Origin of the sequence: Streptomyces sp. TBY4, from assembly GCF_024213195.1 — a bacterium.
Classification (GTDB): Bacteria; Actinomycetota; Actinomycetes; order Streptomycetales; family Streptomycetaceae; genus Streptomyces.
Map to the genome: position 1 here is coordinate 205,203 of NZ_JANAVF010000003.1, position 18,530 is coordinate 223,732.

The following is an 18,530-nucleotide window of genomic DNA, read 5'->3' on the forward strand; positions in this document are numbered from 1 at the left end:
CGTCGGCGACCGCCCGGCGGTACTGCCACCGGCGTGCCGCCACCCCTTCGACAGCTGCAATCCCTAAGGTCGCCCGCGATCCGTCCGACGAGAGGGTGCTGCGGTGAGGCCGACCATCTGTCTGAACATGATCGTCAAGAACGAGGCGCCGACGATCCGGAAGTGCCTGGAGTCGGTGCGTCCCCTGATCGACACCTGGGTGATCGTGGACACGGGCTCCACCGACGGCACCCAGGACGTCATCCGGGACTGCTTCGCCGATCTGCCCGGAACACTCCACGAACGGCCCTGGAAGGGCTTCGACGGCAGCCGCACGGAGGCCGTCGAACTCGCCCTCTCCCGTGCCGACTACCTGCTGTTCATCGACGGCGACGACGAGATGCAGATTCAGCCCGGCTTCCGCATGCCGGACCTGACGCTCGACGCGTACCAGGTCGCCCTGCACGACGGTCCGATCGTCCACTGGCGGCCGGCACTGGTCTCCACCCGGCTGCCCTGGAAGTACGTGGGCGTACTCCACGAGTACATCGACAGCGGCACCGAGTACAGCCGCGACGTGATCGAGGGCTTCAACATCCTCTCCGTCGGCGGTGGGGGCCGCCTCCGGGAAGAGGGCCAGCGGGCGAAGTACCTGCGCGACGCGGAAGTCCTCACCGAAGGCCTCGCGAAGGAACCCGACAACGCCCGTTACGCCTTCTACCTGGCCCAGAGCTGGCGCGATGCGGGAGAGCCGGAGAAGTCCCTGGCCGCCTACGACCACCGGGTGGCCATGGGCGGCTGGGCCGAGGAGGTCTACTGCGCGCGGCTCTACGCCGCGCGGCTCGCGGCCACCCTCAACAGGCCCTCGGCCGAGGTGATGGACCGCTACCTCCGCGCCCACGAGAGCCGGCCTTCGCGCGCCGAGGCCCTGGGCGACCTCGCCCGCCTCTGCCGCCTCGAAAGCCGCTGGCCCCTGGCCTACCTGTTCGCCCGGCAAGCCGTCCGGGTGCCGCATCCGGACGACATCCTCTTCGTCGAGTTCGCCTGGCACGACTGGCGCGCACTCGACGAACTCGCCGTGGCCGCCTACTGGACCGGTGAGTACCAGGAGTCCTCGGACTGCTGCGAACTCCTCCTCCAAGACGGCAAGCTGCCCGCCGACCAGCAGGACCGGATCCTCGCGAACCTCGAGTTCGCGCGGCGCAAGCTGGGCGCGGAGTCCCGGGTCTTCGCCTGAGCCGCAGCCCGAGGCCCCGGAGACGCTGACACGAGGTACACAACGGCGGCCCGCGACTCCCCCCATGGTGTCGCGGGCCGTTCGTGCGTTGCGGCGCGGGGTCAGTCGGCCAGCGGCAGGTACACGCGGTTGCCCGCGGCCGCGAACTCGGCGGACTTCTCCGCCATGCCCGCCTCGATCTCCTCGGCGCCCAGGTCGCCGCCGTGCTGGCGGCGGATGTCCTGGGAGATCTTCATTGAGCAGAACTTCGGACCGCACATGGAGCAGAAGTGCGCGGTCTTGGCCGGCTCGGCCGGGAGGGTCTCGTCGTGGAATTCACGGGCCGTGTCCGGGTCGAGGGCCAGGTTGAACTGGTCCTCCCAGCGGAACTCGAAGCGCGCGTCCGACAGGGCGTCGTCCCATTCCTGGGCGCCCGGGTGGCCCTTGGCCAGGTCCGCCGCGTGGGCCGCGATCTTGTACGTGATGACACCGGTCTTCACGTCGTCGCGGTTCGGCAGGCCCAGGTGCTCCTTGGGCGTGACGTAGCAGAGCATCGCGGTGCCCCACCAGGCGATCATCGCGGCGCCGATGCCCGAGGTGATGTGGTCGTAGGCGGGCGCGACGTCCGTGGTCAGCGGGCCGAGCGTGTAGAACGGCGCCTCCTCGCAGATCTCCTGCTGGAGGTCGATGTTCTCCTTGATCTTGTGCATCGGGACGTGCCCGGGGCCCTCGATCATCGTCTGCACGTTGTAGCGCTTGGCGATCGTGTTGAGTTCGCCCAGCGTCTTCAGCTCCGCGAACTGCGCCGCGTCGTTGGCGTCCGCGATGGAACCGGGGCGCAGGCCGTCACCCAGCGAGTAGGTGACGTCGTACGTCGCGAGGATCTCGCAGAGCTCCTCGAAGTTCGTGTAGAGGAAGTTCTCCTTGTGGTGCGCGAGGCACCACGCGGCCATGATCGAGCCGCCGCGCGAGACGATGCCGGTCTTGCGGCGGGCGGTCAGCGGCACGTACGACAGCAGCACGCCGGCGTGGACCGTCATGTAGTCGACGCCCTGCTCGGCCTGCTCGATGACCGTGTCCTTGTAGATCTCCCAGGTCAGGTCCTCGGCACGGCCGTCGACCTTCTCCAGCGCCTGGTAGAGCGGCACGGTGCCGATCGGCACGGGGGAGTTGCGGAGCACCCACTCGCGGGTGGTGTGGATGTTGCGGCCGGTCGAGAGGTCCATGACCGTGTCGGCGCCCCACTTGGTCGCCCAGGTCATCTTGTCCACCTCCTCCTCGATCGAGGAGGTGACGGCGGAGTTGCCGATGTTGGCGTTGACCTTCACCAGGAACCGCTTGCCGATGATCATCGGCTCGATCTCGGGGTGGTTCACGTTGACCGGCATGACCGCGCGACCTGCGGCGATCTCCTCGCGGACGACCTCGGGGGAGACGTTCTCGCGGATCGCGACGTACTCCATCTCCGGGGTGATCTCGCCCCGGCGGGCGTACGCGAGCTGCGTGACCGCGGCGCCGCCACGGCCGCGGCGGGGCAGGCGCGGACGGCCCGGGAAGACCGCGTCGAGGTTCTTGAGGCCACCGCGCGGCGAGGTGTGCTTGATGCCGTCGTCCTCGGGGCGCACGGGGCGGCCCGCGTACTCCTCGGTGTCGCCGCGGCCGATGATCCAGTTCTCGCGCAGCGGCGGCAGGCCCCGGCGCACGTCGGTCTCGATCTGCGGGTCGGTGTACGGACCGGACGTGTCGTAGAGCGTCACGTCCTTGCCGTTGGTGAGGTGGACCTGGCGAACCGGCACCCGGATGTCGGGGCGGGAGCCCGCCACGTATCCCTTGTGCCAGCCAGGCTGGCGCTCGGTCTGGCCGTCGGCGTCCTGGCTGACGGCAGGCGTGCGTGCGTCCTGAATGGTCATGAGACCTAATCTCCCTACGCCGGCATTACCCGGTAACAGGTTCGGCGGTCGACGCAGCCTCCTCCCGTACGCATATTCGAATGCGAACGGTGATCAGCGCCCTCTCAGCCCGGTGCTCCGAGCTCCCGCGTTGTGCAAAGTAGCCCCCACGCTAGCGTCATGTGTGGCGTGCTGAACAGTGGGCCCCCTCATCTGTTGCGATGATCAGTCAGTGACGTCCTCGCCGCACCCCCCCACCGAGCCCACCGACCCCGCCGGTCATGCCGGTCACGCAGGCCACGCGCACGCGGACCCCGGTCACTCGCCCGCGCCCTCCGCCGGACACTCACACGGCCATGCGCACAGCCACGGTCCGGCGGCCCCCGTCTCGAAGCACCTGCGCAAGGTGATCGCCGCCGTCCTGATCCCCTTCGCCACTGCCGTCGTGATCGGGATGGTGGTGCTCTGGCCGGGTGGCGCTCCGGGCCACGAGCGCACCGGGGTCGGCTTCGACCGGCAGACCCAGCAGGGCACGGTCGTCGCGCTCCAGCAGGTCGACTGCAAATCCGTGAATGCCGCGCAGGTGCCGGCCACCGGCGACACCTCGACCCCGGAGGGCCGCGAGGCCCTCGCCGCGCAGACCGGCGAGTGCAAGAAGGCCACCGTCAGGGTCGGCAGCGGTCCCGACAAGGGCCGCGAGTTCGTCGAGATCGTCCAGCCGGGCGCACCACGGCAGTTGGCGGACGGTCAGGACGTGGTGGTCGCCTACTCCCCGGACGCGCCCCAGGACCTCCAGTACTCCGTGATCGACGTGAACCGCAAGCTGCCGATGGCCCTGCTCGCCGGCATCTTCGCCCTCTCGGTCGTCCTCGTCGGGCGGATGCGCGGGCTCTTCGCGCTCATCGCCCTCGTCGTCAGCTTCGCGGTGCTGACCCTCTTCATCCTCCCGGCGATCCTGCAGGGGTCGAATCCGCTGGTCGTAGCCGTGGTCGGAGCCAGCGCGATCATGCTCATCGCGCTCTACATGTGCCACGGGCTCACGGCCCGCACCTCGGTCGCGGTGCTCGGCACCCTCGTCTCGCTGCTGCTGATCGGCCTGCTGGGCTCGCTGTTCATCGACTGGGCCTTCCTCAGCGGCAACACGGACGACAACACCGGGCTGATCCACGGGCTCTACCCGAACATCGACATGAGCGGTTTGCTGCTTGCGGGTGTCATCATCGGATCGCTCGGCGTACTCGACGACGTGACCGTCACTCAGACGTCGGCGGTCTGGGAACTCCACCAGGCAGACCCGACGATGGGCCCGCGCGGGCTCTACAGGGCGGGCATCCGCATCGGGCGAGACCACATCGCCTCGGTGGTGAACACGCTGGTACTGGCGTACGCGGGCGCGGCGTTGCCCCTGCTGCTGCTGTTCTCGATCGCGAACAGCAGCATGGGTTCGGTGGCCAACAGCGAGCTGGTCGCGGAAGAGATCGTACGAACCCTCGTGGGCTCGATCGGACTGGTCGCCTCGGTGCCCGTGACGACGGCGCTGGCCGCACTGGTGGTGTCCGCGGACCGCACGGAATCCCCGGCGGCCACAGCGGCCTCGGGGCCGCTGCGCGGCGGCCGGGGCCGGCGGCGCAAGCGCTGAAAGGCGGACCGGCGGGCGCGAGCGGTCAGTTCGCGCGCACGGCCGGTCGTGTGGAACGGCACGATGGAGCGCTCAGCGCGTCGGCACGCTGAGCCGTGATGCGTAAGTGCTGTGGTGCGGTGGTGCTGTAGTGCGGTGGTGCTCGCCGGCTCACCCTGGTCGGCAGGCGTCCGGCCGGGCTTCGGTCAGCCCGCGTTCTGCTCGTTCTGCTGCGATTCCGCAAGGATCTTGTCGAGCGCCTCGTCGAGGTTCTCCTCGAAGTCCCCGAGGTTGCGCTCCTGGCCGAGCGGCACGATCCGGTCGGTGCGGTCGAGGAACGCCACGAGGGGCGCCGCGCTCGCACGGAAAAGGGCCCGGTCTGCGCCTACTTGCAGCCGGATGTGGACATCGGACAGTTCCTCCGGATCGGTCGGGGCGATGTGGACATCGCCGTCACCGCACGGCTTGTTGATGCCGTCGAGAAGGAGCTCCCGGCCGAACGCCCAGGTCACAGGCGCGTCTCCGGGAAGGTGGAAGGTCAGGCGAACTGCGTAGGGGTCACGAGCGTCGTACCGGAGTTCCACCGGGATCCGGAACGAGAGCTCCTCGGAAACGAGGAAACTCATCATGACCTCTGCCTGTACCGACTCGCGCATTGCCTACCCCGCTGTAGTGGAAGTGGCCAGGAATGATCCCCCAAGGCCCTCTTGACAAGAGTGGTGGAAGCGCTAGCAGATCACAAGGAGTGAGTTTTCAGATACTGATAGAGAACGAGAGGGTGCTCAACAGCGCGCCTACTTCACTCCGTAGCCGATCGACCGCATAGAGCAATCGGTCTTCCTGGTGCAGAGGAAGAGAAATCGCCATGGTCGCTGCGGTGTCGCCGGCCGTGATGGGGATGGCCGCGCACACCGTGCCCAGGGCGTATTCCTGCCGCTCGGTCACCGGCTGCATCCGCCCCATGGAGCCGATCCGCTGCTCCAGAGCCCGCATGTCCCGCACGGTGTAGGAGGTGATGGCCTCGACCGGATGACGATCGTAGTAGTCCTTGCGCGCCTTCTCGTCGAGCTGGCCGAGCAGGCACTGCCCGATGGCGTGCGCGTGGCCGGTCTCGCGGAAATCGGCCCACTCCTCGCAGGCCGGGTTCGCCGGGGTGTCCGAGACACCCACTACCTCGATTTCACCCTCGCGGTAGACCGCGAAGTAGACGGGGGCCCCTACCGCGTCGCGGAAGTGCGCGAGGGAGTCGAGGATCATGCTGCGACGTTTCTGCTGAAGTCCGCCACCGGCCAGCCGGCCCGCGGCGTCCCCGAGGACGAAGACCCCGCTCTCCCGTCGCAGATAGCCCTCGTGCGTCAGGGTGCGCAGCAGGTGGTACGCGGTGGGGAGCGGGAGCCCGGCCTCACGTGCCAGTTGTTTCGCCGGGGCTCCCTCGCTATGGGAACCCACCGCTTCGAGCAGCCTCAGTGCCCGCTGCACCGAACCGATCAGAGTCGGCACACCGGCATTGTGAACCGAAGACAAAGCTCACCCCCAGGCGTGGCGGCGGGCCTTGGGGGGGCCCGCCCTGCGGGGGCCGCCCCCGCGCGTGCCGTGGCTCCTGGGGGTCGTGCTCGGCGGCTGTAACAAAGAACCGCAGGTCAGAGCGGTAGTACCGGCGTTCGGTGCCCAGGGAACGGCACAGATTGCCACTCTATCCGCCGATTCCCGGGCTGTGAGCGGTTTAGCGCTTCACGTTCCCTCAGCTGGGTTAATCCCGCTGTGACCCTGGTTGCGCCAGTTCTACCACTCCCCGGCGGAGGACTTCGACCCGGCGCCCTTGAACTTCCTGACGACGAAGATCAGGCCTCCGACCAGGGCCACGAGGAGCAGGGCCTTGAAGAGGAAGCCGATCAGCGCACCGATGATGCTGGTGATCACGCCGCCGAAGACGAAGAGCACCAGCAGCGGGACGGCGACCCACTTGACCCACCAGGGCATGCCCTCGAATATCGCTCGGATGCCTTCCATGTCCTCGACCTCTTCTACCTAGTCCGTGACTTCCTGCTCTCGATGCTAGGAGGCCACGGCCCCCGGTGGGGGCCCGCGAGCCCCCGTAGTCCCCTGATCCGACCCCTAGGGGGAGGGGGCTGCGAACCCTCAGCGCCCCGCAGTCCCGGGGGGCCGTTCACCCTTCCGGCGGAGAGAAGACCACCATCACCTTCAGGTTCTCGGTGATGTGGTGGAACTTGTGCGGCACCCCGGCCGGCACGTAGACCACGCTCCCGTTGGCGACCATCGTCGTCTCCTCCCCGACGGTGATCGAGGCCCGGCCGCTCACCACGAAGTACACCTCGTCCTGGCCGTGCGGCTGCTGGGGATCGCTCTGCCCCGCGTCCAGTGCGTACAGCCCGACCGACATGTTCCGCTCGCGCAGGAACTGCAGGTAGGCACCCTTGTTCGCGGCCCGCTCGGCCTCGAGCTCGTCCAGCCGGAAGGCCTTCATCGTCTTCGTACCCCTTGTGCTCTCTCGTCCGGCACGCATGCGCAGATCAGCTGATGTTCCACCGGGATCATCTCTGCAACGATCAGACACATGACGAATTTCGTAGTCAAGACCCTCGCCAACGCGGCAGCCCTGGCCGTCGCCATCTGGCTCCTCGCGGGCATCACGCTGGACGACGGCACCAGCATGGGCCACCGCGCGCTCTCCCTGATCCTGGTCGCGCTGATCTTCGGCCTGGTCAACTTCATCGTCAAGCCCGTGGTGAGGCTGCTCTCGCTGCCCCTCTTCGTCCTCACCCTCGGCCTGTTCACCCTCGTGGTGAACGCCGCGATGCTGCTGCTGACCTCGTGGCTGGCGAAGCAGTTCGACCTCAGCTTCCACGTCGACGGCTTCTGGACCGCGCTCGTCGGCGCCCTGATCATCTCCGTCGTCTCCTGGGCCGTGAACATGGTCCTGCCCGACAAGAACTGAAGCCGGGCGCCCATGTACCGCGTCTGCTTCGTCTGCACCGGCAACATCTGCCGCTCGCCCATGGCCGAATCGGTCTTCCGCTCCCACGTGGCCGACGCCGGGCTCTCGGGCCTGGTCGAGGTCGACAGCGCCGGTACCGGAGGCTGGCACGAGGGGGACGGAGCCGACCCGCGCACCGTGGCCGTCCTGGAGGCCGCCGGATACGAGCCGGGCCACCGTGCCCGGCAGTTCCGGGCCTCCTGGTTCGCCGGCCTCGACCTCGTCATCGCGCTCGACGCCGGGCACCTGCGCGACCTGCGGGCGCTCGCCCCCACCCCGGAGGACGCCGCCAAGGTCCGGCTGCTGCGGTCCTACGACCCGGCGTCCTCCGCCGCCCAGACCGACGTACCGGACCCCTACTACGGCCCCCTCGACGGATTCGAGGAGTGCCTGCACCTGGTCGAGGCGGCGAGCCCCGGCCTGCTGGCCGCCGTCAGCGAAGCCGTGAAGGAGCACACCCCATGAGCGCCCCCGACCCCGTGCCCCCGAGGGAAACGCGCCTCGGAGACGGCACCGTCGCCGTCCGCGCCGGGCTGCCGGAGCCCGTCAAGAACGAGCCGCCGCTTCCCGGCCCCGTCTTCGCCGCCCACTTCCACCTTCCCGGCGACCCCGACGGCCCCTACGTCTACGGCCGCGACACCAACCCCACCTGGACCCTGCTGGAGCAGGCCATCGGAGAGCTGGAGGCCCCCGGCCTGGACGGGGTGGACACGGTCGTCTTCGCCTCCGGCATGGCCGCGGTCTCCGCCGTGCTGCTCTCCCAGGCACGCGCCGGCGACACCGTGGTCCTGCCGGACGACGGCTACCAGCTGCTGCCCCTCGTACGGGAACAGCTGGAGGCCTACGGGGTGCACGTGCGCACCGCCCCCACGGCCGAGGACGCCCAGCTCGCGGCTCTCGACGGGGCCCGGCTGCTGTGGCTGGAGACCCCGTCCAACCCGGGGCTCGACGTCTGCGACGTACGGCGCCTCGTGGACGCCGCGCACGCCGGCGGAACCCTCGTCGCCGTGGACAACACCCTCGCTACCCCGCTCGGCCAGCGCCCCCTCGAACTGGGTGCCGACTTCTCGGTGGCCAGCGGAACCAAGGGCCTGACCGGCCACGGCGACCTGCTGCTCGGTTACGTCGTCTGCCGCGACGCCGGTCTCGCCGCGGGCATCCGCCGCTGGCGCAAGGTGATCGGCGCGATCCCCGGCCCCATGGAGGCCTGGCTCGCCCACCGGTCCCTGTCCACCATCCAGCTGCGCGCCCAGCGCCAGTGGGCCAACGCGCTCGCCGTCGCCGAGGCCCTCGCCGACCGCGCCGACGTCACCGGGCTGCGCTACCCGGGCCTGCCGTCGGACCCGTCCCACAAGTTGGCCGCCCGCCAGATGCGGGGCTTCGGCTCCGTCGTCTCCTTCACCCTCGCCGACCGCGCGCACGCGGAACGGTTCATGGCCGCCCTGCGGCTCGTCGAGGACGCCACCAGTTTCGGCGGGGTGCGCTCCACCGCGGAGCGCCGCCGGCGGTGGGGCGGAGACGCCGTCCCGGAGGGCTTCATCCGGTTCTCCGCAGGGGCCGAGGACACCGAGGACCTGGTCTCGGACGTGCTGCGGGCCCTCGACGCGGCGGCCGCGACCGGCTGACCGGCCTCGCGAAGGCGGTCCGAGCAGGCCCTGCGGCGGCTCGGACCGCCAGGCTCCCCGCCCGGCGGGTTTCACCGGCAGGCGTTTCAGAAGCGGAAGTCTGGGCCACTCTTCTCCCATGACCGAACGTCCAGTGGTCAAACGCACCGCCCGCGCGATCCTGCTCGACGGTGACGACCTGATCCTCATCAAGCGGACCAAACCCGGAGTCGACCCGTACTGGCTCACCCCCGGCGGGGGCGTGGAGCCCACGGACCTGACCGTCGTCGACGCCCTCCACCGAGAACTCCACGAGGAGCTCGGCGCGAAGATCACCGATGTCGTGCCCTGCTTCGTCGACACCATCGAGCACATCGCCGACAGGGGAGTGACCGGCGTCAAGGTGCAGCACTTCTTCGTCTGCCACCTCGCATCCATGGACCCCAGCCAGCGGCACGGCCCCGAGATCGACGAGCCCGAGGGCGAGTACGAGATCGTCCGCGTGCCCTTCAGCCGCGTCGGCATCGCCGCGGTGCACCTCGTCCCGCTGTCGCTGCGCCACTACCTCGACGGCAACATCGAGGGCGTGCGCGCGATGCACGCCCCCGACCTGGGCTGACCCACCGCACGCGGGCGCCGCCGCCGGAGTCAGCCGGCGACGCCCGCCAGTTCCTCCACCTCGTCGTGCCGGATCCGCTCACCGGGGATCCCGATCCTCTTCAGCGCGTCCACCCCGCTGCGGATCATCGCGGCCGGTCCCGAGACGAAGGCGTCGTACGAGCTCCAGGGCCCGTGCGTGCCGACGGCCTGCGGCAGTTGTCCGGCGAGGCCCTCGTCGCAGACCACCGGCCGCACCGACAGCCAGGGGTGCGAGCGCTGCAGCCCCAGCAGCGTGTCCTTGTCGTACAGGTCGTCGTCGCTGCGCGCCCCGAAGAAGACCTCCACCGGACGCCGCTCCCCGTGCTCGGCCACGTCCTCGATCAGCGCCTTGATCGGGGCGATGCCCGTGCCCCCGCCCAGGCACAGCATTCCGTTGTCGGTGCTGTGGTCGACCACCATCGATCCCGCCGGGTGGCCGAGCCGCAGGACGTCGCCGGGCCGGGCGTGCCGGACGAGCGCGTTGGACACCCATCCCGCCGGAACGGCCTTCACGTGGAAGGACAGCAGTCCGTCCGCGCGCGGCGCCGAGGCGAAGGAATAGTGCCGCCAGATCCGCGGCCACCACGGGGTCTCCAGGCTCGCGTACTGGCCGGCGAGGAAGGGGTAGGGCTGGTCGGGGCGAACGGTGATCACCGCGATGTCCGAGGTGCGCAGGTCGTGGGAGACCACCTCCGCGTGCCACCACGGAGGAGCCTTGGGCTCGTCCTCGGCCGCCGCGTCGATCATGATCTGGGAGATCGCGGTGTACGCCCGGGCCCAGGCGGCCTCGGTCTCCGGCCCCCAGACGGTTTCCGCGTACTTGGCCAGCGCCCCGATCAGGGCCTCTCCGACCGGCGGATAGTGCTCGGGCCTGGTTCCGTACTTGCGGTGCCCCGTGCCCAGCCGGCGCAGGTAGGCGGTGAGCACCTCGGGGTTGTCGATGTGCTCGGCGGCGGTCAGCAGCGCCTTCAGCAGCCGGTCGCGCTGCACGTCCATGGCCGCGGGGAACAGCCCCCGGAGGTCCGGGTGTCCCGTGAACACGACGGCGTAGAAGTAGGAGGTCACCTTGTCGGCGACGGGTGCGATCTCCGCGAGGGTCCGGCGGATGAGGACGGCATCGGGGGAGGGCTCGGGCGCACCGTCCCCGGACGGTATCCGGGACGGCCCCGGTCTTGCCGATCTGGTGGGCGGAGCGTCCATGCGGTGCCTCGCTTCGAGCATCTCGGTAGGTCTGCACACGCCACGGCCTTCGAATCCGTGGTTCCGGGTTTCACAGCGTGCCAGTCCTCCCCCAGAGCCTGTGGGGAAATGCGGGAATTCCGCGTTTCGAACCCACTTTCCCCTTAAGATGCCTCAACTCCCGTGCGCGCCACCCCTGTCAGCTGGTATGCCTCGCGCAGGTCCCGCCCCTCGTAGACGTGCGTCGCCCGCTCCACCAGGTAGGGCCGGGCATTCACCGCGACCGAGACCGGGACCACTTCGAAGAGCGCCACGTCGGTGCTGGAGTCCCCGTACGCGACGCAGTCGGCCCGGGTCACGCCGAACCGCGCGCACAGCTGGTCAGCGACCGTGACCTTCCGCTCCGGCGTCAGGATCCCGGCCACGTCCACCGGCCGGGTGAAGGGCACTTCCGGGAAGACGGAGCCGTGCGCGGCGTGCGCGCCCCACTCCAGCAGGAGCTCCACGAAGAACGACGGCGACAGGGAGATCACCGCGCAGTAGTCCCCGCGTCCCCGGATCTCCTGCCAGACCTCCTGGATCCCCAGCAGCCACGGAGCGGCGTCGAACGCCGCCCGCACGTGCGCCGGGGTCAGCTCTGCCCAGAGCCGCTGGACGGCCGTCGCGAACTGGTGCGGCTGGAGCTCCAGCGCGGCGAAGGACCGCTCCAGAGCGGCGATCTCCTCGCTCAGCCCGAGTTGCCGGGAGATCTCGACGGGCGAGGAGGTGCCGTACATCAGCGTTCCATCGAGGTCGAACAGGTGAAGTCGGGTCATAGCCGTCGAGGTTAGTACGGACGTTTCACGTGAAACAGTGGTCGATGTTTCACGTGAAACATCGGCCCGCACCACATCCACCCCAAATCCTCTGGACCGGGTCCCGGTCCATGAACCACTCTGAGGCCGTGACACCACCCCACCTCACCGACCTCCCCATCCGCGCACTGACCGTGGACGACCTCCACCACTGCGCCGATCTCTCCGAAGACCGCGGCTGGCCCCGCGAGGACCACAAGTGGGGGCTGCTGCTCGCCGCCGGACACGGCTACGGCATCGACGCCCCCGACGGCCGCGGGCTCGCCACGGCCTGCGTGGTCACCCGGTACGGCCCTCCGTCGGCCGGCCCCGAACTCGCCGCCATCGGCATGGTCCTGGTAGCCGAGCGCTATGCCCGTCAGGGCCTGGGCCGGCGCCTCATGACGTACATCTGCGACGAGGTCCTCAAGGGCGTACCGCTCACCCTGCACGCCACGCCGTACGGACGCCCGCTCTACGAGGAGCTCGGCTTCGAGACCACCGGCCGCGCCGAGATGCTGCGGGGCTCCTTCACCCCGGACCCCGCCGGTCCCGCGCCGGACGCGGTCCGCGTCCGGCCCGCCGGCGCCGAGGACATCACGCGGATCCTCCGCCTGGACGCCGAGGTCTTCGGCGCCGACCGGACCCATCTGGTCACCCGGCTGCCGGCCTTCACGGACCGGCTGCTCATCGCCGAGGACCCCTCCGGCGCACTGATCGGCTACGGAGCCATCTGGCCGAACATGGAGACCCATGTCATCGGCCCCCTGGTGGCCCGCGACACCGGCACCGCCCGCGCCCTGGTCACCGCCCTCGCGGCGGCCACCGACCGGCCCCTGCGCACCGATGTCGACGTACGCCACGAAGAGCTGCTCGGCTGGCTCAAGGACCGCGGTCTCGGCTCCGTGGCCTTCAACGCCGTCATGACCCGGGACATCCCCGGTCTGCCCGGTGACTGGACCCGCCGGTGGGCCCCGCTCACCGTCGCGGCCGGCTGAGCCGGGAGGATCCGGCCATGACCGACACCAGCTCCGAGCTGCTCATCCGCCCGGCCACCGAGGCCGACCTGCCCGCCATCGTCGCGCTCCTCGCCGATGACCCGCTGGGCGCGGCGAGGGAGTCCACGGACGACCTCACCCCGTACCTGGAGGCCTTCGAGCGGCTCACCGGCGATCCCCATCAGAACGTGGTCGTCGCCGTCCGGGCCGGCCGTGTCGTCGGCACCCTCCAGCTGACGATCGTCCCCGGACTCTCCCGCAGGGGAAGCACCCGCTCGATCATCGAGGGCGTACGCGTCCACGCCGACGAACGCGGCAGCGGACTGGGCACCCGGTTCATCGAATGGGCGATCGAGCGGTCCCGTACCGAGAACTGCGCACTGGTCCAGCTCACCTCGGACGTGACCCGCGTCGACGCCCACCGCTTCTACGAGCGGCTCGGATTCACCGCTTCCCACGTCGGGTTCAAACTCCAGCTCTGAGTCACCGGCCGTAGGCCGGGCCGCTGCCGGCGGCCCGGCCTACGATCGGGAGGATGAGCAGCCTTCCCCTCATCAGCACCGTGGAGCGCCGCCGCCGCCTCGGCCGCCGGCACCGCCTCGCACCGTCGGCCCGCGCCGCCGGCGTGCCCGAGGCCGCGGACGCCGTGATCGGCCTGCACGCCACCGACGCCTCCACGGTCTTCCTCTCGGTCCGGGCCCGGCTGGGCGAAGGCGGACCCGACGTGGTCGAACGGGCCCTGTACGAGGACGTGAGCCTCGTACGGCTGCTCAGCATGCGCCGCACGCTCTTCGCCGTTTCCACCGGACTCGCCCCGTACGTCGACTCCTCCACCGCGCGGGCCATCGCCGCGAAGGAGCGGAGGCACTTCCTCAAGCAGCTCGCCGAGGACGGTCAGGGCCTCGACGCCGACTGGCTCGCCGGGGCGGAGAGCGCCGCGCTCGACGCCCTGGACAGCACGGGCCCCTCCACCGGCAGCCAGCTCTCGGCGGCCGTCCCCGCACTGCGCCGGAAGATGACCGTCGAGCGGGGCAAGAAGTACGAGACGGAGATGGGCGTCGCCACCCGCGTCATCCGGCTGCTCGCCGCCGACGGCCGCATCCGCCGGGACCGGCCCCGGGGATCGTGGACCTCCAGCCAGTACCGCTGGGTCCACACCGAGCCCTGGCCCGCCATGGCACCGGCCGAGGCCCGGGCCGAGCTCGCCCGCCGCTGGCTGCTGTCCTACGGTCCGGCCACCGAGGCCGACCTCAAGTGGTGGACGGGCTGGACCCTCACGGACGCGCGCAAGGCCCTCGCCGCGGTCGGCCCCGACACGGTCCGGCTCGACGACGGCACCACCGCGCTCGTCAGCCCGGGCGACACCGGACCAGAACCGGCGCAGGAGCCCTGGGCCGCCCTGCTGCCCGCCCTCGATCCGAGCGCGATGGGCTGGGCGGACCGGGGCTTCCACCTCGACCCCGCCCACCGCCCGGCCCTCTTCGACTACTCCGGCAACATCGGCCCCACCGTGTGGTGGAACGGCGAGATCGTCGGCGGCTGGGCCCAGCGTGCCGACGGAGAGATCGTCCACCGGCTGCTGGGCGACCCCGGCGGCGAAGCCGAGCGGGCCATCGCCGCCGAGGCCGCCCGGCTCGCCGCCTGGGTGGGGGAGGCCCGCATCACCCCGCGCTTCCGCACCCCGCTGGAGCGGGAACTCACCGCGGGCTGACGGCGGTGTGCTAGCCGATGCCCCGCCAGCCCTGCGGGTCGACCCCGCCGGGCACCGGGGCCTGCGGATCGTAGGGCTCGCGGGTGAACACGAACGAGCCCAGGTCGAGGTGGCTCACCGATCCGTCCGGCCGCCGTACGGCCCGCAGCGACTCACCCGCGTAGTAGCCGGCCAGTCCGGTCCAGCTGCCGTCCGGCTCCGCCCGGAACCGCGCGGAGCGACCGCTCCCGCCCACCGGGCCCAGCTCCAGGAATCCGTCGTGGGTCAGCCGTACGGCCTGGGCCGACGTGCCCCAGTACCAGGGGCCGCACAGGTCTAGGGCGACGGGATCGGCCTCCCGCAACGGCCGCCACGGCTCGGGGATCCACGGCTCCGCCTCGGCGACGATGCCCACCAGTTCGGCCGCCAGCGTCGAAACGGGCAGCCCCGAGGTGCAGTTGGCCAGTACCACCGCGGCGACGTCGTCCGCCTCGCTCAGCCACAGCCCGGCGAGGAAGCCCGGCAGCGAGCCGCTGTGACCCGCGAGCAGGCGCCCGCCGCTCCGCGTCAGCTGGGTCCCGAGCCCGTATCCGAGCTCGGCGATGCCCGGCTCCGGGGGAGTGGCCGACGTCCGCATCTCGCGTACGGAGCCGGCGTTCAGCACGCGCTCGTCGCCCCGTACGAGGAAGGCGGCGAACTTCGCCAGATCACCGGTGGTGGACCACAGCTGGCCGGCCGGTGCCATGAGCCCGAGGTCCTCCAGGGGTTCCGGCATCATCACGTCCGCCCAGGGGTGCACCGCCCAGCCGCCGGCGTGCGGTGCCACCGGCTGCGCGCTCGTGCGCTCCAGCCCCAGCGGCTCCAGCACCTCGGCACGGAGCACGTCCTCCCACGGCTTCCCCCGGACGGCCTCCACGAGCGAACCGAGCAGGGTGTAACCGGGGTTGGAGTAGTGGTGGCGCCGTCCGGGTTCGAAGCGGAAGGGGCGCTCGCCCAGCACGTCCGAGAGCTCCGGCCGCAGCGTGCCCGCCGTACGCTCCCACCACTCCCCGGGCGTCTCCGCCGCCAGCCCGGAGGTGTGGGACAGCAACTGCCCCACCGTCACCTCGCCGACTCCGGTCCCGGGAAGGAACTTCTCGATCGGGTCGCCCAGTTCCAGCAGCCCCTTGTCCCGCAGCCGCAGTACGAGCACGGCGGTGAACGTCTTGGTGATCGACCCGATCCGGTACTGCACGTTCCCGTCGGGCCCATGCCCCTCGACCATGCTCCGGGCACCCTCCCAGACCACCGCCCCGCCCCGCACCACGGCCGCCACCAGCGACGGCGCCCGGCCTTCGCGCTGCGCGACCGCGATCCGGTGCTTCAGTGCCCGCCTGGTCGAGGGCAGGAGTTCAAGGTCTTCCATCGCAGCATCCATGCTCCGACCCTGGCACAGTCCTCGACGGAACCGATGCCCGCATCACCCACGGACGGAAGGCCGGGCCATGCGCAAGCTGATCTACGGAATGAACCTGACTCTGGACGGCTACATCGCCGCGGCGGGTGACGACATCGGCTGGGGCGGGCCGCCGGGCGACGAGCTGTTCCAGTGGTGGCTCGAGCACGAGCAGGCGTGCGGCCTGTCGCTGTACGGGCGCAAGCTGTGGGAGACGATGAGCTCCTACTGGCCGACCGGCGACCAGCAGCCGGGCGCCACTGCGGCGGAGATCGAGTTCGCGCGGAACTGGCGGGACACGCCGAAGGTGGTGTTCTCCTCGACGATCGGCGAGGTCGGCTGGAACGCCCGCCTGGTCACCGGCGACGCGGTCGCCGAAATCACCCGGCTCAAGGCCGGGGACGGCGGCCCGATGAACATCGGCGGGGCGACGCTCGCCGGGGCGGCCATGCGCGCCGGGCTGATCGACGAGTACGCGATCGCCACCCATCCGGTCCTGGTGGGCGGCGGCACCCCGTTCTTCACCGCCCTGGACAGCTGGGTGAACCTGAAGCTGCTGGAGACGCGGACCCTTCCCGGCGGCGTGGTCCTGGCCAGGTACGGGACCAGGCGCTGAGCGCAGCACCCGCGCGCCGGGGCGGACGCTACGTGTTGGCCATGTCCACGAACCGCGAATAGTGGCCCTGGAAGGCCACGGTGATGGTGGCCGTCGGGCCGTTACGGTGCTTGGCCACGATCAGGTCCGCCTCACCCGCTCGCGGGGACTCCTTCTCGTAGGCGTCCTCGCGGTGCAGCAGGATCACCATGTCGGCGTCCTGCTCGATCGAGCCGGACTCACGCAGGTCGGAGACCATCGGCTTCTTGTCGGTGCGCTGCTCGGGGCCACGGTTCAGCTGGGACAGCGCGATCACCGGGACCTCCAGCTCCTTGGCCAGCAGCTTGAGGTTTCGGGACATGTCCGAGACCTCCTGCTGGCGGCTCTCGGGCCGGCGCGAACCGCCCGACTGCATCAGCTGGAGGTAGTCGATGACGACGAGCGACAGGTCGCTGCGCTGCTTCAGGCGGCGGCACTTCGCCCGGATCTCCATCATCGACAGGTTGGGGGAGTCGTCGATGTAGAGCGGGGCGGCGGAGACGTCCGGCATCCGGCGGGCCAGCCGGGTCCAGTCGTCGTCCGTCATCGTGCCGGAGCGCATGTGGTGTAGGGCCACCCGGGCCTCCGCCGAGAGCAGGCGCATCGCGATCTCGTTGCGCCCCATTTCGAGGGAGAAGATGACGCTGGGCAGGTTGGCCTTGATGGAGCAGGCCCGGGCGAAGTCCAGCGCGAGGGTGGACTTACCCATGGCGGGTCGGGCCGCGATGACGATCATCTGGCCCGGGTGCAGACCGTTGGTCAGCGAGTCCAGGTCCGTGAAGCCCGTCGGGACTCCCGACATCTGCCCGCTGCGCGAACCGATCGCCTCGATCTCGTCGAGGGCGCCTTCCATGATGTCGCCGAGCGGCAGGTAGTCCTCGGAGGTCCGCTGCTCGGTGACGGCGTAGATCTCGGCCTGGGCGCTGTTGACGATCTCGTCGACGTCGCCGTCGGCGGCGTAGCCCATCTGCGTGATCTTCGTACCCGCGGCGACGAGCCGGCGCAGGACCGCCCGCTCGTGGACGATCTCCGCGTAGTACTCGGCGTTCGCCGCCGTGGGGACCGACTGGACCAGGGTGTGCAGGTAGGGGGCCCCGCCGACCTTGCTGATCTCCCCGCGCCGGGTCAGTTCGGCGCTGACGGTGATCGGGTCGGCCGGCTCTCCCTTGGCGTACAGGTCGAGGATGGCCTGGTAGATCGTCTCGTGCGACGGACGGTAGAAGTCGTGGCCCTTGAGCACCTCGACCACGTCGGCGATGGCGTCCTTGGACAGCAGCATGCCGCCCAGGACGGACTGCTCGGCGTCGAGGTCCTGGGGCGGGACCCGCTCGAAGCCGCCGCCTCCGCCGTCCCAGGAGCCGCCCTCGCGGCCCCGGTCGCTCTGTTCGTCCCCGCGGCCGCGGCCTTCGCCGCCCCGGCGCGGACGGGCGGGCAGACGGTCACCTGGACCGCTGTCGGCCCAGGGGTCGTCCATGGGCTCGGACATGCTCACCGGGCCGCCTCCTCCCGTCCGCAACGCGGACCTTGCCGTGTCACTCTTTCTACGACACGGCTCTGACATTTGGGGCACCCGAATCGGCTCTCGGCGAGTCGGACAACGAACAACGGTAGGGCCGCGAGCGACGTCAGCCAATCCTGTTATCCACAGGCTGTGTGCATGAGGTGTGGATGACGGCGCCAATGCTGTGGACAACTCCCCGGAAGCTGTGCACGGACCGGGGGACGGTGCTGTGGACAAAATCACCTGCCCCCTCCACCTACCTCACTTGACCTGGCCTTTCTCCCTCCACCGGCTGTGGGGGAGAAAAATATTCGCCACTG

19 protein-coding genes and 1 riboswitch are annotated in these 18,530 nt (G+C 70.3%); of the genes, 10 read left to right on the forward strand and 9 right to left on the reverse strand.

The features are described 5' to 3' along the window. Positions 1–127 precede the first annotated feature (127 nt). Positions 128–1,216, forward strand: coding sequence for a glycosyltransferase (locus tag NLX94_RS08865; RefSeq protein ID WP_254382062.1), 1,089 nt, complete (start codon positions 128–130; stop codon positions 1,214–1,216). A gap of 101 nt (positions 1,217–1,317) precedes the next feature. On the opposite strand, the gene thiC is transcribed toward NLX94_RS08865, so the two are convergent. Further along, positions 1,318–3,105 (reverse strand): phosphomethylpyrimidine synthase ThiC, encoded by a 1,788-nt coding sequence (thiC, locus tag NLX94_RS08870; protein WP_254382063.1) that lies wholly within the window; start codon positions 3,103–3,105, stop codon positions 1,318–1,320. Then, a riboswitch (TPP riboswitch) is annotated at positions 3,100–3,244 on the reverse strand. (Overlaps the previous gene by 6 nt.) Positions 3,245–3,316: 72 nt before the next feature. On the opposite strand from thiC, the gene NLX94_RS08875 reads away from it, so the two are divergent. Next, on the forward strand, positions 3,317–4,723 hold the full coding sequence (locus tag NLX94_RS08875) for a YibE/F family protein (protein WP_374683928.1): 1,407 nt from the start codon (positions 3,317–3,319) through the stop codon (positions 4,721–4,723). Positions 4,724–4,908: 185 nt separating this feature from the next. Here the strand turns inward: NLX94_RS08875 and NLX94_RS08880 are convergent, their stop codons facing one another. From NLX94_RS08880 to NLX94_RS08895, 4 genes are all read right to left on the reverse strand, one after another. Beyond that, a complete protein-coding gene (locus NLX94_RS08880; RefSeq protein ID WP_243331178.1) occupies positions 4,909–5,358 on the reverse strand; it encodes an SsgA family sporulation/cell division regulator in 450 nt (149 codons plus the stop codon). Positions 5,359–5,455: 97 nt separating this feature from the next. Then, on the reverse strand, positions 5,456–6,193 hold the full coding sequence (locus NLX94_RS08885; RefSeq protein WP_302169120.1) for an IclR family transcriptional regulator: 738 nt from the start codon (positions 6,191–6,193) through the stop codon (positions 5,456–5,458). A gap of 291 nt (positions 6,194–6,484) precedes the next feature. Beyond that, a complete protein-coding gene (locus NLX94_RS08890; RefSeq protein WP_254382414.1) occupies positions 6,485–6,703 on the reverse strand; it encodes a DUF5326 family protein in 219 nt (72 codons plus the stop codon). A 166-nt stretch (positions 6,704–6,869) separates the two neighbouring features. After that, positions 6,870–7,187: a cupin domain-containing protein gene (locus NLX94_RS08895; RefSeq protein ID WP_250738593.1), complete on the reverse strand. Its 318-nt coding sequence runs from the start codon at positions 7,185–7,187 to the stop codon at positions 6,870–6,872. 90 nt (positions 7,188–7,277) lie between these two features. Here NLX94_RS08895 and NLX94_RS08900 point away from each other — a divergent pair, with 90 nt between their 5' ends. From NLX94_RS08900 to NLX94_RS08915, 4 genes are all read left to right on the forward strand, one after another. Next, positions 7,278–7,658 (forward strand): phage holin family protein, encoded by a 381-nt coding sequence (locus tag NLX94_RS08900; protein ID WP_254382066.1) that lies wholly within the window; start codon positions 7,278–7,280, stop codon positions 7,656–7,658. A gap of 12 nt (positions 7,659–7,670) precedes the next feature. Then, positions 7,671–8,162, forward strand: coding sequence for a low molecular weight protein-tyrosine-phosphatase (locus tag NLX94_RS08905; RefSeq protein WP_254382067.1), 492 nt, complete (start codon positions 7,671–7,673; stop codon positions 8,160–8,162). Beyond that, the gene (locus tag NLX94_RS08910) at positions 8,159–9,322 is read left to right on the forward strand and encodes a cystathionine gamma-lyase (protein WP_254382068.1); all 1,164 of its coding nucleotides are present in this window, start codon (positions 8,159–8,161) and stop codon (positions 9,320–9,322) included. The genes NLX94_RS08905 and NLX94_RS08910 overlap by 4 nt, the downstream gene beginning before the upstream one ends. A gap of 118 nt (positions 9,323–9,440) precedes the next feature. Then, positions 9,441–9,920: an NUDIX domain-containing protein gene (locus NLX94_RS08915; protein WP_254382069.1), complete on the forward strand. Its 480-nt coding sequence runs from the start codon at positions 9,441–9,443 to the stop codon at positions 9,918–9,920. A gap of 29 nt (positions 9,921–9,949) precedes the next feature. Here the strand turns inward: NLX94_RS08915 and NLX94_RS08920 are convergent, their stop codons facing one another. Together NLX94_RS08920 and NLX94_RS08925 are read right to left on the reverse strand one after the other, a co-directional pair. Beyond that, a complete protein-coding gene (locus tag NLX94_RS08920; RefSeq protein ID WP_254382070.1) occupies positions 9,950–11,140 on the reverse strand; it encodes a globin domain-containing protein in 1,191 nt (396 codons plus the stop codon). Between the two features lie 143 nt (positions 11,141–11,283). Next, entirely contained in the window at positions 11,284–11,934 is a 651-nt protein-coding gene (locus NLX94_RS08925; RefSeq protein WP_254382071.1) for an HAD family phosphatase, read from the reverse strand. A 128-nt stretch (positions 11,935–12,062) separates the two neighbouring features. On the opposite strand from NLX94_RS08925, the gene NLX94_RS08930 reads away from it, so the two are divergent. From NLX94_RS08930 to NLX94_RS08940, 3 genes are read left to right on the forward strand one after another with little or no spacing between them, the layout of a single operon-like run. Beyond that, complete coding sequence (locus NLX94_RS08930) at positions 12,063–12,950, forward strand: GNAT family N-acetyltransferase (protein ID WP_254382072.1); 888 nt, start codon at positions 12,063–12,065, stop codon at positions 12,948–12,950. 17 nt (positions 12,951–12,967) lie between these two features. Further along, positions 12,968–13,432, forward strand: coding sequence for a GNAT family N-acetyltransferase (locus tag NLX94_RS08935; protein ID WP_254382073.1), 465 nt, complete (start codon positions 12,968–12,970; stop codon positions 13,430–13,432). 53 nt (positions 13,433–13,485) lie between these two features. Beyond that, positions 13,486–14,661, forward strand: a complete 1,176-nt coding sequence (locus NLX94_RS08940; RefSeq protein WP_254382074.1) for a winged helix DNA-binding domain-containing protein — start codon at positions 13,486–13,488, stop codon at positions 14,659–14,661. A 10-nt stretch (positions 14,662–14,671) separates the two neighbouring features. On the opposite strand, the gene NLX94_RS08945 is transcribed toward NLX94_RS08940, so the two are convergent. After that, a complete protein-coding gene (locus NLX94_RS08945) occupies positions 14,672–16,045 on the reverse strand; it encodes a serine hydrolase domain-containing protein (protein ID WP_374683929.1) in 1,374 nt (457 codons plus the stop codon). 79 nt (positions 16,046–16,124) lie between these two features. On the opposite strand from NLX94_RS08945, the gene NLX94_RS08950 reads away from it, so the two are divergent. Next, entirely contained in the window at positions 16,125–16,691 is a 567-nt protein-coding gene (locus tag NLX94_RS08950) for a dihydrofolate reductase family protein (RefSeq protein ID WP_254382076.1), read from the forward strand. Positions 16,692–16,719: 28 nt separating this feature from the next. On the opposite strand, the gene dnaB is transcribed toward NLX94_RS08950, so the two are convergent. Then, positions 16,720–18,183, reverse strand: coding sequence for a replicative DNA helicase (gene dnaB, locus NLX94_RS08955; protein WP_254382415.1), 1,464 nt, complete (start codon positions 18,181–18,183; stop codon positions 16,720–16,722). Positions 18,184–18,530: the final 347 nt, after the last annotated feature.